The 14,821-nt window shown below is 25.4% G+C and carries 19 protein-coding genes, 1 pseudogene and 1 riboswitch; of the genes and pseudogenes, 12 read left to right on the forward strand and 8 right to left on the reverse strand.

The features are described 5' to 3' along the window. Positions 1-26 precede the first annotated feature (26 nt). From rplS to MSROBK_RS02700, 8 genes are all read left to right on the forward strand, one after another. Complete coding sequence (gene rplS, locus MSROBK_RS02665) at positions 27-383, forward strand: 50S ribosomal protein L19 (protein ID WP_040092973.1); 357 nt, start codon at positions 27-29, stop codon at positions 381-383. A 65-nt stretch (positions 384-448) separates the two neighbouring features. Beyond that, a complete protein-coding gene (locus MSROBK_RS02670) occupies positions 449-1,297 on the forward strand; it encodes a putative GTPase (protein ID WP_040092975.1) in 849 nt (282 codons plus the stop codon). A 41-nt stretch (positions 1,298-1,338) separates the two neighbouring features. Beyond that, a complete protein-coding gene (gene ylqF / locus MSROBK_RS02675) occupies positions 1,339-2,217 on the forward strand; it encodes a ribosome biogenesis GTPase YlqF (protein ID WP_040092976.1) in 879 nt (292 codons plus the stop codon). Positions 2,218-2,220: 3 nt separating this feature from the next. Further along, positions 2,221-2,844: a ribonuclease HII gene (rnhB, locus tag MSROBK_RS02680; protein ID WP_040092977.1), complete on the forward strand. Its 624-nt coding sequence runs from the start codon at positions 2,221-2,223 to the stop codon at positions 2,842-2,844. A gap of 78 nt (positions 2,845-2,922) precedes the next feature. After that, entirely contained in the window at positions 2,923-3,660 is a 738-nt protein-coding gene (locus tag MSROBK_RS02685; RefSeq protein WP_040092978.1) for a DNA-processing protein DprA, read from the forward strand. 122 nt (positions 3,661-3,782) lie between these two features. Next, positions 3,783-3,880, forward strand: a riboswitch (purine riboswitch). 114 nt (positions 3,881-3,994) lie between these two features. Continuing rightward, a complete protein-coding gene (gene hpt, locus MSROBK_RS02690) occupies positions 3,995-4,513 on the forward strand; it encodes a hypoxanthine phosphoribosyltransferase (RefSeq protein WP_040093404.1) in 519 nt (172 codons plus the stop codon). Beyond that, positions 4,514-6,052, forward strand: coding sequence for a glutamine-hydrolyzing GMP synthase (guaA, locus tag MSROBK_RS02695; protein WP_040092979.1), 1,539 nt, complete (start codon positions 4,514-4,516; stop codon positions 6,050-6,052). It abuts the gene before it with no gap. A 640-nt stretch (positions 6,053-6,692) separates the two neighbouring features. Continuing rightward, the gene (locus MSROBK_RS02700) at positions 6,693-7,154 is read left to right on the forward strand and encodes an IS5 family transposase (protein WP_040092980.1); all 462 of its coding nucleotides are present in this window, start codon (positions 6,693-6,695) and stop codon (positions 7,152-7,154) included. 80 nt (positions 7,155-7,234) lie between these two features. Here the strand turns inward: MSROBK_RS02700 and MSROBK_RS02705 are convergent, their stop codons facing one another. The 3 genes from MSROBK_RS02705 to MSROBK_RS02715 are packed head-to-tail and all read right to left on the reverse strand — an operon-like array spanning position 7,235 to position 8,755. Further along, a complete protein-coding gene (locus tag MSROBK_RS02705) occupies positions 7,235-7,588 on the reverse strand; it encodes a S1 RNA-binding domain-containing protein (RefSeq protein ID WP_052443440.1) in 354 nt (117 codons plus the stop codon). Positions 7,589-7,646: 58 nt separating this feature from the next. After that, positions 7,647-8,537, reverse strand: a complete 891-nt coding sequence (locus MSROBK_RS02710) for an IS3 family transposase (RefSeq protein ID WP_206780831.1) — start codon at positions 8,535-8,537, stop codon at positions 7,647-7,649. Beyond that, positions 8,480-8,755 (reverse strand): IS3 family transposase, encoded by a 276-nt coding sequence (locus MSROBK_RS02715; RefSeq protein ID WP_040092565.1) that lies wholly within the window; start codon positions 8,753-8,755, stop codon positions 8,480-8,482. Before MSROBK_RS02715 ends, MSROBK_RS02710 begins: the two co-directional genes overlap by 58 nt. A 500-nt stretch (positions 8,756-9,255) precedes the next feature. Between MSROBK_RS02715 and MSROBK_RS12925 the strand changes: the two genes are divergently transcribed. The 4 genes from MSROBK_RS12925 (at position 9,256) to MSROBK_RS02730 (ending at position 11,350) form a co-directional block, all read left to right on the forward strand. Next, positions 9,256-9,708 (forward strand): IS5 family transposase, encoded by a 453-nt coding sequence (locus tag MSROBK_RS12925; RefSeq protein ID WP_040092446.1) that lies wholly within the window; start codon positions 9,256-9,258, stop codon positions 9,706-9,708. Further along, on the forward strand, positions 9,693-10,091 hold the full coding sequence (locus MSROBK_RS12930) for a transposase family protein (RefSeq protein WP_242441474.1): 399 nt from the start codon (positions 9,693-9,695) through the stop codon (positions 10,089-10,091). Before MSROBK_RS12925 ends, MSROBK_RS12930 begins: the two co-directional genes overlap by 16 nt. A gap of 150 nt (positions 10,092-10,241) precedes the next feature. Continuing rightward, a complete protein-coding gene (locus tag MSROBK_RS02725) occupies positions 10,242-10,517 on the forward strand; it encodes a transposase (protein ID WP_040092982.1) in 276 nt (91 codons plus the stop codon). Positions 10,518-10,549: 32 nt separating this feature from the next. Next, positions 10,550-11,350: an IS3 family transposase gene (locus MSROBK_RS02730; protein ID WP_242441467.1), complete on the forward strand. Its 801-nt coding sequence runs from the start codon at positions 10,550-10,552 to the stop codon at positions 11,348-11,350. A 5-nt stretch (positions 11,351-11,355) separates the two neighbouring features. On the opposite strand, the pseudogene MSROBK_RS02735 reads toward MSROBK_RS02730, so the two are convergent. The 5 genes and pseudogenes from MSROBK_RS02735 to MSROBK_RS02755 all read right to left on the reverse strand — a co-directional run. Further along, a pseudogene (locus MSROBK_RS02735) lies at positions 11,356-12,606 on the reverse strand (spiroplasma phage ORF1-like family protein); the annotation flags it as partial. Next, the gene (locus MSROBK_RS02740; RefSeq protein ID WP_040092983.1) at positions 12,599-12,901 is read right to left on the reverse strand and encodes a hypothetical protein; all 303 of its coding nucleotides are present in this window, start codon (positions 12,899-12,901) and stop codon (positions 12,599-12,601) included. The pseudogene MSROBK_RS02735 and the gene MSROBK_RS02740, both read right to left, overlap by 8 nt. A gap of 11 nt (positions 12,902-12,912) precedes the next feature. After that, positions 12,913-13,149: a hypothetical protein gene (locus MSROBK_RS02745; protein ID WP_040092604.1), complete on the reverse strand. Its 237-nt coding sequence runs from the start codon at positions 13,147-13,149 to the stop codon at positions 12,913-12,915. Continuing rightward, on the reverse strand, positions 13,149-13,547 hold the full coding sequence (locus MSROBK_RS02750; RefSeq protein WP_040092985.1) for a hypothetical protein: 399 nt from the start codon (positions 13,545-13,547) through the stop codon (positions 13,149-13,151). Before MSROBK_RS02750 ends, MSROBK_RS02745 begins: the two co-directional genes overlap by 1 nt. Next, positions 13,540-14,553, reverse strand: a complete 1,014-nt coding sequence (locus MSROBK_RS02755) for a hypothetical protein (protein WP_040092987.1) — start codon at positions 14,551-14,553, stop codon at positions 13,540-13,542. Before MSROBK_RS02755 ends, MSROBK_RS02750 begins: the two co-directional genes overlap by 8 nt. Positions 14,554-14,821 lie beyond the last annotated feature (268 nt).

The following is a 14,821-nucleotide window of genomic DNA, read 5'->3' on the forward strand; positions in this document are numbered from 1 at the left end:
ATTAACCATAGAAAGGAAGAACAGCTATGAATATGCGTTTAACAGAAGAAATTACAAAGGATCAACTTCGTGCTGATTTACCTGAGTTTTCTTCAGGAGATACTATCAAGGTTCACTATAAAATTCAGGAAGGAAATAAATTTAGAATCCAAGTTTTTGAAGGAGTAGTAATTAAGTTACAAGGTAGTGTCATTACTAAATCAGTTACAATTCGTAAAATTAGTAATGGTGCTGGGGTTGAAAGAAATTTTCCACTACATTCACCTTTAATTGATAAAATTGAAGTTGTAAAATATGGGCGTGTTCGTCGTGCTCGTATTTACTATATGCGAAATCGTGTTGGTAAAGCTGCACGGATTAAGGAAATCATTAAAACTAAATAAATTAAAAAGGCTGTTAAAGTCTTTTTAATTTCTACTAAATTATAAAACAAGGAGGAAACACAATTATGTGTGACAAGACAATTGCAATCCCAAGTGAATTTATTAAAAATAATAAAAGAGTTGATAAACTAGCAGCAACAGCAGATGTTATTATTGAAGTTGTTGATGCAAGAGTTGCGTACTCTGGTGCTAACCTTTTAAATTATGCAAAATTAGAACATGTAAAAAGAATAATCCTTTTTTCAAATACACAAAAAGCTGATGTGGAACAAACAAAAAAATGAATGAAATATTATTATGGGCAAGGAATTTACTGTCAAATGTTATTAAGTCCTGACCAGCAAAGCGAAGAACAATATCAACAGTGTTTAAAAGGGTTTCATGCCTTTTTAAAAGATTATGTTGATAAAAAAATATTAATTATTAGTTTACCGCATAGTAATAAAGAAATTTTATTAGCAAAACTATTTAACAATAGTGAAAGCTTTGAAAAAGCAAAATTAGCATTATTTGGTCGTGAGAAAGTTCATCGTTATAATAATGTTGAATTCATTGACACAGCACCGATTACCGGTGTTAATTTCAAAACACCTAATGTTTATTGAAATACCCAAATTTTAGGAATTTTTAATATTGAAGAAAACACAGAAGTTGTGGCCATTAAAGCCTTTAAATTATTATTAACAAAATATCAAGCAAAATTAGAAACAGCATATAGTGTTAATGTTCAATTAAAATCTTCGGTTGATGAACTTGTGAAAGAATTTATTAAATTAAAGTCAGCTAATGTTTCATTGCCAGAAGGCGAAACAACCGATAATTTATTACTTTGTGCTGATTTTTTAGCAGATCTTCAAAATGGGAAAAAAATCCCAGCAATTTCGTTAGAATGAGTTGAGGACTATTTTAAATAATAATTATATAAAGGAAAACATTAAGAAGGGAGAAAAAGAAGATGTCAACGAACATTCATTGATTTCCTGGCCATATGGCAAAGGCGATTAAGCAAATTGATGAACAAAGTAAATTAATTGATTTGATTATTGAAATTGTTGATAGTCGGATTCCTTTTTCTTCTGCCAATCCTTTAATTGATAAATTACGAGGTTCAAAGCCAAAACTAATTATTTTAAATAAAAAAGATTTGGCAGATCCAATCGTAAGCAAAGCATGACTTAATTATTATGAACAACAACAAATTACTGTCTTACCATTAGATAGTAAACATACTAAAATTAATAAAATTATTGTTGAGAAAATTTATGCTGTTTTAAGTTCTAAAATTACTCGGGATAAAGCACGAGGTATTAAAACGCCAAAGTTAAAAGTATTAGTAACGGGAATTCCTAATGTTGGTAAATCAACTTTTATTAATGCTTTGGTAAACCGTAATTCAGCACGAGTTGGTAATAAACCTGGTGTAACAAAGGGCCAACAATGATTAAAATTAAATGAACAAATTGATTTAATTGATACCCCCGGGATTTTATGACCAAAAATTGAACAGCACCAAGTGGCTCTTAATTTAGCATTTACCCGGGCAATTAAAGAAGATATTTTACCAAAAGAAGATGTTTGTTTAGCAGCTATTAAATGAATGTATCAACATTACTTTTCATTATTAGCAAAACAATATCATTTATTACCAATTGATCAGTTTGATGTGACCAATGAAGTTGAATTATTTCATTTATTATTAAGAATGCAACAAAATTGTTTTCACAAAGTTGATGAAGACAATGTCATAAATATTGTAACTGACTTTTTAAATAAATTATGAAATAATGAATTTGGATTAGTTTCATTTGAGTTTCCGCCACAAAAGGAAATGTAAATTATGAATAGTTTTGAACAAAAAATTTTAGCATCATATTCATCCACGACAATAATGGCAGGAAAAGATGAAGCAGGACGAGGTTGTTTAGAGGGTCCATTAGTTGTTGGTGCTGTTATTTTACCAAAGGATTACTTTAATCCAGCAATTAAAGATAGTAAAAAGTTAACGGTAAAACAACGAACAATGTTAGAAACAGAAATTATGAATGTTGCCATCAGTTATGCAATTGAAACAATGTCAGTGACAATGGTTGAAACACTTAATCCAAAACAAGCAAGTATTGTTGGGATGCAAAATGCAATTGATAAGTTAACAGTTAAACCAGATTTAATTTTAACTGATGCTGAAAAATTAGCGCCATCTTATCATTATCAAGCAATTATTGATGGTGATAATCTTTCACAATCAATTGCGGCAGCTTCAATTTTAGCAAAAGTAACACGGGATAATCTAATGTTAGAATATGATCAAACATATCCGCAATATGATTTTAAAAATAATAAAGGTTATGGGACTAAAAAACATTTATCTGCTTTACAAAAATATGGAATAACAGCAATTCATCGGAAAAGTTATCGACCGGTTCGTGATCTTATTTTAAAAAATAATGTTACTGATAAATAAAAATTAAAAAAGTAAAATTCTTCGTGTTATATTCTTTATGTTAATAAGATACTTATTTATTAATAGAAAGGAAGCAAGATGCGTTGAGTTCTACTTTTTTTTGCATTAAAATATGAAGGGGATTGACTTAAAATTTATCAAGCGTTAGAGACAAAAGAAAAAATTGCTTATGAAGATTTAATTGATATTGAAACAAAAATTACTTGTCAGTATGTCACAATTATTGATCAAGATTATCCAAAGGCTCTTTGCAATATTTACCGACCACCTTTTGTGTTATTTTATGATGGTGATTTAACGATAGTTAATAATAAATGCCATAAATTAGCAATTTGTGGTACAACAAAACCAGATGAAACAGGATTATTGATTACTAAAATGTTAACAAAAAAAATTATTAGACGAAAATTAATTTTAATTGTAATGCTAGAAAAAGGAATTAATCAATGTGTTATTGAAAATCTTGGGTTCGGTAATGGTGTTCTAATAGTTAAAAAATGACAAGATTATGCGCACATTTGCAAAAAATATCCAGATGTTAAATTTCAAATTGTTATTTCTGAATCATATGATGGAAATTTAAAGAAAACAAAATATGAACTTTATCGAATTATGTCTGGTCTAATGGACGGTGTTATTATTGTTCAATCAACACCTGATGATGATACGCATCGGCTTGTTACGTTAGCAAATCATGATGGCAAAGAAGTCTTTTGCTTTCCCGAACGAGTTACAATTGCTAATAAGAACAATATTTTTATTAAAAATGGTTCACAACTAATCGAAAGTGTTAATGATATTTTTTGTAAGTTATAATGTTTTGCTATATTTATTAAAATATTTTTAGAATTAAAGATAAAAATTAATTATAAATGAATTGGACAACATATAATTTTAAAATTACCTTGCATTACTAGCAATAATAAGTTATAGTTGTTGTGTGATAAAAATAAAATGCTTATATATGTTAGTGTTATGGACTAACGTTTCTACATCTTACCGTTATTAAGATACTATAGGTCATGAAGATTCTTTTGTTTTATTTTCTTGATTTAACAAAAATAATTTGCATAACCTATTTATAATTAACTATAATAGTTTATGCTTTTATTTTTTTTATTTTTGTAAAGGAGAATTATTAATTGTGCAAATGGAAAAACTAGAATTATACCTTTCTGAAGCTAAGATTCAAGAAGGAATCAAAACTTATGCGGAAAAAATTAATACCTTATATGCGGGAAAAAAATTATATTGTATTGGTTTAATGAACGGGGCCCTCTTTTTTATGGGTGATTTATTAAAACAACTTAAAAATTATATTGTTGTTGATACAATGAGTGTTTCAAGTTATGAAAAAACAAATTCTACCAACAATATTACAATTCATAAAGATATTTCAAAAGATATTACCGGGCAAGATGTTTTGTTAATTGAAGACTTAATTGATACTGGGCAAACATTATCGGTTGTGATTGAAAAATTACAAGCAAAAAAACCAAATAGTTTGCGAGTGGTTTGTTTAGCAGATAAAATTGAAATGCATCCTGACTTTAAATATGATTATGATGCTTTATTTAATTTCCCAAATGAATTTGTGGTTGGTTATGGGTTTGACTATGATGATCAATATCGTCAGTTACCCGATGTATATATATTTAGAGGTGAATAAATGAAAACAGAAAATAAAATTATTATCTTAGATTTTGGATCACAATATACGCAACTAATTGCTCGTCGTATTCGTGACTTAGAAGTATATTGTGAAGTGTGACCATACAATACACCGTTAGAAAAAATTAAAACAACCCCAATGAAAGGAATTATTTTATCCGGTGGTCCTGCTTCAGTTTATGCAGAGGATGCTTTTTTAATTGATTCAGAGTTACTTCAATTAGATTTACCAATTTTAGGAATTTGTTATGGAATGCAGTTAATTAGTCATTTATCTGGTGGAAAAGTGCAACGAGCAGCGAAACAAGAATTTGGTTTTTCAGAATTAGTTATTGATGATCACCACGATTTATTTGCTAATGTTCCAGTTAAATCACAAGTCTGGATGAGTCATGCTGATCACATTGAAGTTATGCCAAAAGATTTTGTTCAAATTGCGCATAGTGCAAATTCAATTAGTGCAATTAGACATACAACGAAAAAAATTTATGGGTTACAATTTCATTCTGAAGTAACACATACTTTAATTGGTGAACAATTATTAAAAAATTTTGTTTTTAAAATTTGCCAATGTGAAGCAGATTGAAAAATTTCAGAATTTATTACTATGTCAACAAGGGAAATTAAAACTAAAGTTGGTAGTCACAATGTTGTTTTAGCATTATCGGGGGGAGTTGATTCTAGTGTTTGTGCAGTCTTATTGCATCAAGCAATTGGTCAACAGCTAACTTGTATTTTTGTTGATACGGGGTTATTGCGTCAAGATAGTGGTTGACATGATTTACAAAAATTTCAAAAACAATTTGGTTTAAGCATTCTAAAAATTGATGCTAAAGAAAGATTTTTAACAGCATTAAAAGGAGTTACTAATCCAGAACAAAAACGAAAAATTATTGGAAACTTATTTATTGAAATTTTTAATGAAGAAGCACAAAAAATTAAAAATGTTAAATGATTGGGGCAAGGAACGATTTATCCTGATGTGATTGAATCAGTATCAGTAAAAGGGCCTTCAGCAACAATTAAATCGCATCATAATGTGGGGGGATTGCCAAAAGATTTACCCTTTCAATTAATTGAACCATTACGCGAGTTATTTAAAGATGAAGTTCGTAAGACTGGTGAAGCGTTAGGAATTGATCATCAATTTGTTTACAAGCATCCTTTTCCAGGACCAGGTTTAGCAGTTCGAATTATTGGTGAGATTACATCCGAAAAAGTAACATTACTACAAGCAGCTGATCAAATTTTCATTGATGAGTTATATAATTTTGACTTATATGATCAAGTTGCTCAAGCTTTTGTTGTTTTATTGCCCGTTCAATCAGTTGGGGTAATGGGTGATGTTCGGACATATGGTTATACTGCTGTTATTCGTAGTGTTGATACAACTGATTTTATGACAGCGAATTGAAGTCGGTTACCGTTTGAACTATTAGATAAAGTTTCATCACGGATTGTTAGTGAGGTTCGTGGTATTAATCGTGTGACTTATGATATTACTTCAAAACCACCCGGCACAATTGAGTGAGAGTAGCAACCATAACAGTGTTTAATAAAATAAAAAAAGGGAGAATTAATCTCACTGCGCTTGATTGTTTTCATAACTGTTAGGGCAAAAAAGATTGAAAGTAGAAAAATAGGGAATTTCTTCATATAATTGGTTTATTTTGAAAAAAGCTTTATGAAGGATATTACAAGGACGGAATAAAGTAAGTGTTTACTGGATTTTACCAGCAAACACTTACTTTATTCCAACTATTACAAGACAATTAAGAAGAAGATATTTACAAATCATTTTAAAAATGATATTATTTATGTTAAGAATGTTGAGGTATAAAATGCAAATTAAGATGCTACAAGAATTAAAAATTTTTTTACAAAAAAATAAGTTAATTCTTTTTGATATCTTTAATATTCTACAAATTAACAATATAATGAAAATTAATAATGCAAAATTTACTAGTTGATAATGTTTATAAACTAGTTTTTTTATGCAATTTTAAGAATGAAAGGAGAAAAAATGGAAAAAGAACAAATTACGAGCATCGATAATAATGTTAAATTATTATTAGCTCCCCATGAACGCCCAAAAACTTTTTTACAATAGACTTCTTGCGATACCCTTTTTTATTAAAAATATTATTATAAAATATAATTTATGAGGACATAAAAATATGAACAATAATAAATTTAATACTCTTAATGATAGAGAATGGTTAAGATTAACAGGAATAAAAAAATCCACTTTTAATAAAATGTTAGATATTTTAAAAGTTGCTGAAATAGAAAAATTTAAAAAAGGTGGTAAAACTAATAAATTATCATTAGAAAATAGATTATTGATGACTTTATTATATTGACGAGAATATCAGACTTATTTTCATCTTGGTAAAAGTTTTGATATTAGTGAGGCTAATTGTTATCGTAATATTAAGTGAATTGAAGATATTTTAATTAAAAACTCTGATTTTCAACAACTTGCTGGTAAAAAAGCACTAATAAATGATTATTTTAATGATAAAACTATTATTATTGATGCTACCGAAACTCCAATCCAACGCCCAAAAAAAGACAAAAACAATCTTATTCTGGTGTATACTGTAAAACTAAACCATAAAAAGTTAAAAGTATTATAACAAATTAAAAATAAAATACAATAAAAAAGTAAAAAGTAGTATAAAAACTATTTTTTACTTTTTTATTGTATTTTACTAATTTATTCATTTTCATTTATTTTATTAATATTTTCAATATTGTCTGTTTTATTTTGTTTTTTATTTAAGTTTTGGAATGCTGTTTTTATTTCCTGAATTTCTTTATCATCATTTTTTAATAATTCAGGGTGACAATTTTTATAACTTAATTTAAGATGTTTTCTAACTATATTAAAATCAAGCACATCAACTTCAATTTCATCACCAATATCAAAAAAATCTTTAATATCTTTAACAAAATAATCTGAAACTTCACTAATATGGATTAAACCATCAGCTCTTTCTGCTCTACAAAAAGCACCATAGGGAGTAATATTTGTTATTTTTACAATAATTTTGTTATTTTTATCATACATATATTTTTTCTCCTTTACTAAAATCTAATTGGAATGGCAAGGGTTTTTTGGACAAATTTTATGTAGAGTAAAGATTTTTATATTCAATTGGTGTTAAATAATTTAATTTGCTGTGAATTCGTACATTATTGTATCAATTAACATAGTCAAATAATTCTAATTTAAATTGTTCAATATTTTTAAATTTTCTGTTTTTAATTAATTCTGTTTTTAAAATTTTATAGTTTGATTCAGAAACAGCATTATCATAAGGACAGCCTGGTTTACTATAAGATTTTGCAACATTGTTTTTAGCTAAAAGATTGTAAATGATATTGTTATTAAATTCGCTGCCTTGATCAGTATGAAATATTTTAATATTATCTAAAGAAAAACTAAGCTTTTTAAAAGTATTTTCAACTAATTTGGCATCTTTATGAGAACTAACATCATAACCAATAACTTCACGATTAAATAAATCAATTAGAAAGCACACATAATATCATTTGCTATTGATAGCAACTTGTGTTAAATCACTGACAACAACTTCATGTAGTTTATAATTATTAAATTCTTGATTTAACAAATTATGATATTTGTATATAGCGTTTTTGTTACTTTGATGTTTATATTTAAGTTTTGTATAATTGGAAATTAAGTTATATCTTTGCATTATTTTACTAATTTTTATTCGTGATAATAAAATATTTTGTTGTGCTAACATAACTTTAATTTTTCTTGTGCCATAATTTTTACGACTTTTTAAGAAAATACTGATAACAGCATTATCAATAGTATGGTTTGATTTAGGATTATTTGATTTCAATTGATAATAAAACGTTGATCTAGGAACTTTTAGTGTTTTGCATAAATTAGTAATTGCATATTTTTCTTTGTTGTTTTTAATAATTACTATTTTTTGCCTATTATCAGTGTGGCTTGCTTTAAAATATCATTTTCCATTCGTAATTGTTTAATTTCTTTTCTTAGATGAATTAGTTCATTTTCTTCTGGGCTTCGATTATCTTTTGCTTTAAATGAACCAGAATTATTGAATTCATAAATTCATTTTCAAACTGTTGATTTACCGACCTGATAGTCACTGGACAATTGTTTTGCTGTTTTACCTGTTTTATAAAGACTAACAATTTGTTGTTTAAATTCATCGGTATAATGATTCTTTGCCATAATTACACCTCCATTTATTAATTTAATTATAATCCTTACTCCACATTATTGTTGTCCAATTTATCTTAACCCATCCAAATTATATTATTAAAATGATGAAAATAATTTGTTAAACACAAAAATAATTAATAAATTTTATTATTTTTATTATATACATTAACTAATTAATGAACAAATATTTTTTTAAAATATTGTTTTGATGTAAAATTTTCTAAACAAGGTCTTATTGTAGTATTTAATATATTTAAAACATTTTTTAATCTACTACGAATATTAATCAAAGGTTCATTTGATCCAAATCATCGCCTTATATCTCTATTTATTCGTTCAACTAATGCTTGGATGGGTTAAGATAAATTGGACAACAATAATGTGGAGTAAGGATTATAATTAAATTAATAAATGGAGGTGTAATTATGGCAAAGAATCATTAGACTTCTTGCGATACCCTTTTTTATTAAAATATTATTATAAAATATAATTTATGAGGACATAAAAATATGAACAATAATAAATTTAATACTCTTAATGATAGAGAATGGTTAAGATTAACAGGAATAAAAAAATCCACTTTTAATAAAATGTTAGATATTTTAAAAGTTGCTGAAATAGAAAAATTTAAAAAAGGTGGTAAAACTAATAAATTATCATTAGAAAATAGATTATTGATGACTTTATTATATTGACGAGAATATCAGACTTATTTTCATCTTGGTAAAAGTTTTGATATTAGTGAGGCTAATTGTTATCGTAATATTAAGTGAATTGAAGATATTTTAATTAAAAACTCTGATTTTCAACAACTTGCTGGTAAAAAAGCACTAATAAATGATTATTTTAATGATAAAACTATTATTATTGATGCTACCGAAACTCCAATCCAACGCCCAAAAAAAGACAAAAACAATCTTATTCTGGTAAAAAGAAAAAACACACGATCAAAACACAAGTAATTATCGAACAAGAAACCAAAAAAATTATTGCAACAAGTTTTTCGCTCGGAAAAAAACATGATTATGCTTTATTTAAAGAATCAAAAATCCCAATTTTAAAAAATACCAAATTAATAGTTGATAGTGGTTATCAAGGAATACAAAAAAATCACAATAATGTTCTAATACCTACAAAGAAAACAAAGAAAAACCCTTTAAACAAAGAACAAAAGCAATATAATAGACTAGTTTCAAAAATGAGAATTATTATTGAAAATATTTTTGCTATTCTTAAAAAATTTAAAATTATTACAGAAAAATATCGTAATCGAAGAAAAAGATTTGGTTTAAGATTTAATTTAATTGCCTCAATTTATAATTTACAATTATTATATTTAACATAAAATATTTATTTAAAATTAAATAATTTAAATAATAAATTAATTTTTCGTTGTGGAAAAATATTAAATTTTTAAATAAAAAACATAATTAATTAAAATTATATTTTTCTATTAGTATCTTTTTTACAAATATTTGCAATTTTTTAACAAGTAATGCAAGAAGTCTATTATACCGATGAATTTAAACAACAAATTGTTAGTCTTTATAAAACAGGTAAAACAGCAAAACAATTGTCCAGTGACTATCAGGTCGGTAAATCAACAGTTTGAAAATGAATTTATGAATTCAATAATTCTGGTTCATTTAAAGCAAAAGATAATCGAAGCCCAGAAGAAAATGAACTAATTCATCTAAGAAAAGAAATTAAACAATTACGAATGGAAAATGATATTTTAAAGCAAGCCACACTGATAATAGGCAAAAAATAGTAATTATTAAAAACAACAAAGAAAAATATGCAATTACTAATTTATGCAAAACACTAAAAGTTCCTAGATCAACGTTTTATTATCAATTGAAATCAAATAATCCTAAATCAAACCATACTATTGATAATGCTGTTATCAGTATTTTCTTAAAAAGTCGTAAAAATTATGGCACAAGAAAAATTAAAGTTATGTTAGCACAACAAAATATTTTATTATCACGAATAAAAATTAGTAAAATAATGCAAAGATATAACTTAATTTCCAATTATACAAAACTTAAATATAAACATCAAAGTAACAAAAACGCTATATACAAATATCATAATTTGTTAAATCAAGAATTTAATAATTATAAACTACATGAAGTTGTTGTCAGTGATTTAACACAAGTTGCTATCAATAGCAAATGATATTATGTGTGCTTTCTAATTGATTTATTTAATCGTGAAGTTATTGGTTATGATGTTAGTTCTCATAAAGATGCCAAATTAGTTGAAAATACTTTTAAAAAGCTTAGTTTTTCTTTAGATAATATTAAAATATTTCATACTGATCAAGGCAGCGAATTTAATAACAATATCATTTACAATCTTTTAGCTAAAAACAATGTTGCAAAATCTTATAGTAAACCAGGCTGTCCTTATGATAATGCTGTTTCTGAATCAACCTATAAAATTTTAAAAACAGAATTAATTAAAAACAGAAAATTTAAAAATATTGAACAATTTAAATTAGAATTATTTGACTATGTTAATTGATACAATAATGTACGAATTCACAGCAAATTAAATTATTTAACACCAATTGAATATAAAAATCTTTACTCTACATAAAATTTGTCCAAAAAACCCTTGCCATTCCAAAAAACAATTTTACCAGTATTGGGAGTATTACCTCGATAATAATTATAAGTTTCAGCACTAAAATTAAAAGTATCTTCTTTTTCTTTTATGAAAGAAAATAAAAAACCTAAATCATCAGTATACCGATAACTATTTGCATTATTACCATCCCAATATTGTTTAAAATGTGTTAATTCTAAACTACCTGCAACAATATTTTTATTTTCATCAATTGTTAAAATCATCCGATAAATTGATTTTCTAGTTAAAATAACATCAGGTTTTCAATCTAATTTTTCCATATTATTAATAATTTTAAAATCAAATATTATTCTTTGACTACCTAAATTTGAGTCATCATAATCAGGATTACCACCTTGCTGAACTCTAATATTTTCTTGCACAATAGCATTAATATATTTTAATAAAAAAGAACGAATATTTTGATATTCATCATCAGTTCAAAAAATTGGATTGTCATTAATATCTATTTTTGGCGTTTCAGGTTCATTTAAACCATCTCAACAATAATATGATTTAAAAAGATATCATACACCATTAATAATATGATAAGGTACTCCACTATTATCTCAAATTAATTTATTTGAAAAATTAAATTTTATAATAGAAAAATTATCATTTTGTTTCTTTTTTACAATTCCAATATATCATTTATTATCTGGATTCCTATTTAATTTATCTAATGGGATTAACTTTCAATTTTGAAATTTTAAATTAACTTGTTGTAAATTATCAACACTTTTTTCTAATTTATTAATAACTTCAACAGTATTAAAATACTTAGCAAATGAATAAAAGAAATTAGTTAATTCTTTTAAAAATTGTTTCTTATCCACATCATAAAATTTATCAATATTATATTGTTTAGCATAAGTATCTCAATTTTTATATAAATCCATAAACTCATCACTAGGCTTATCAAATGAAATCCCAGTTGAATAACTATCCTTTAAAAAGTCTAAATATCATTTATCATTATAAGTTAATGTTTGTAATGTTTTTAAAGTTGGGTTAATAAAATAATTTGTTTCTGACCAGTTTTCAAAAAAACTACTGCGTAAAAACATTGTATTAATAAAATCAGTTTCATTCATTCCCGTTGTTTGTTGATTAACAGTATAATTCTGCTGATTTAAGGGTTTAAATGCTGTTAAAGTAATAAATGGAATAATTAAACCTAAAATACCTAAAATAGATATCGCAAATAAAGATAATGACTTACGCATTATTCTTTACCACCTTATCTTTTTTATTTTCTTTTATTAATTTAATAATTTGATTAAATAAATAACCATAAAAATAATGAATTACTAAAATATATCATAATATATCAAATCATAAACCATAAATTATATAACCATTTATACCAGCATATTTCTCTTTTAATTCATCAATAGTTGAAACTGTATCTAATACACATATAAGGGTTAACAAAAAACTTATAACAAGATACAAAATTAAATCAACCCAAGAAATAAATAAACCATTTTCTTTTTGTTTCTTTTCATTTTTATTATCCATAAATTCAACTCCTAACTATATAATGTTTTTGAAACAATAAAACCTAAAATATATAAACTTGATATTGTAAGCATTAACGGATGACTAAACAAAATTGCCATTTTACCAAATAAAGAAAGTAAAAAAGTATCTGAGTTATATAAATCCATAATGATATTTTTTGCTGATGTTAATTGATTTATAATCACCGTAATAAAACCAGTACCAAAAATAGCGATTGCCGCAACCAATAAAACTAATCTAATCATTATTTATTCACTCTCCGATATCCTTGTTCTCTTGTTTTTGCTTGTTTTGCTAAACTTGATAATTGTTGTTTATTACGATTAATTTTAAACTGTTTACGCTCTTTAAAATGTTTTTGCATACCTTGTTTAGTATCTGATACTCCACGAGCAGTCGTAGAATAAATATTTGATACCCCCGTTTGTACTGTTGAACCTAATTCGTTATATTGGGTTCTTGTTCCGTGAATAGCATAAATCGATAACTTAACAACCATAAAAAAGATAATAAAATAAGCAATTGTTGTATTTGTCATTGGCAATTTAGTATTTCAAATTACATCAAAAATAAACAAAAATACATCAAAAATAAAACTAAAAATTTTATCTCAATTACTACTTTCTGATAATAAATTAATCATCTTTACCACTTCCTTTTTCTTTTTTAGGTTTTAAATTCTTTTTCAAAATATCAATATCAAACAATGTTAAACGCTCTTTAACACTTAATTTAGTAATTTCTGACCAATAATATTCTTTTTTATTAACTATTTCATCATTTTTTAAATCACGAACAAACTTTAATCATTGACTATCATATTTCTGTGCAAATTCTAACGTAATAATTATCTTAAAAAACCCGATTCCTAAACCAACATCAGATTTATGTTTTGCTCGTTTACCTTCTGCTGTTCGTTCTACTGATTTTGTCTTTCAAATTTCATAATCCGTAATATCTTGAAAAATACCAATTCGCATAATAAAGAAACGATTAAAAAAATTAAATCCTTTTTTAACAATAGGTTTTTTCAATGAAATTGGAATAATAATACCACTTGCTAATTGCCGAATATTGTTCCAAATCATACCCTCACGCTGAGCAGTAAACAAAGCACGATTACCAAAATGTCTTGCTAAAACAATTCACGGAATCTTACCACTATGAACTTTTTTCTCATCGTGGGGACTAGTTCCATCAATATATAAATAACTTTCATCAAATAAAATAACACTATCATCAGGAGGAACCGGTTTTGTTCTATCTGTAAAATCTAAATTTTTAAATGTTAAAACCTTAACTTTATCATCTTCTAACGGATAATTAATATAAATCTTATCTGTTAATAATTTCATAGTTTGTGATAAATAAGTTAAAAGTAAAGTTTTACCCGTTCCTAACTTACCAATAATTACCGATAACGGATTATCTCAAACAAAATTAACTAACCGAAAAGCATTCAACTGATAAAATATGTTTTTTCATACTCATCAAACAAAATAAACACATTGTAAAGCAAATAATAATCAAAATATTAAACCAGTATAATTTAATGAAATTATCCAAAGTAATAAATCAATTAAACTAAACAAAATCATTGAACCACTAATATAACAATAATTTTTTAAGAAAAATATGAACTTTTTCATTTTACCTCCAATAGTTATTTATAATTAAACTAGTATTATTATGGTTTTCTCTCCCCACAAATCAAAAAAGAAAGTGATAAAAATTAAGAAAATTTTAAAAATAATTTCAATATTATTGCCTATTATTGGAATTATAAACTTTTTAATCAATCCTATCGAGAAATTAATTACTACAATTAATTTTGTAAAATGAATATTTAAAAATATTAGTCAAATAAATGCAAAAGAAATATTTTTTACAACATTATTTATATTAATAATTATTGCA

The sequence above is a fragment of the Spiroplasma poulsonii genome, assembly GCF_009866525.1.
In the GTDB taxonomy this organism is placed as follows: Bacteria; Bacillota_I; Bacilli_A; order Mycoplasmatales; family Mycoplasmataceae; genus Spiroplasma; species Spiroplasma poulsonii.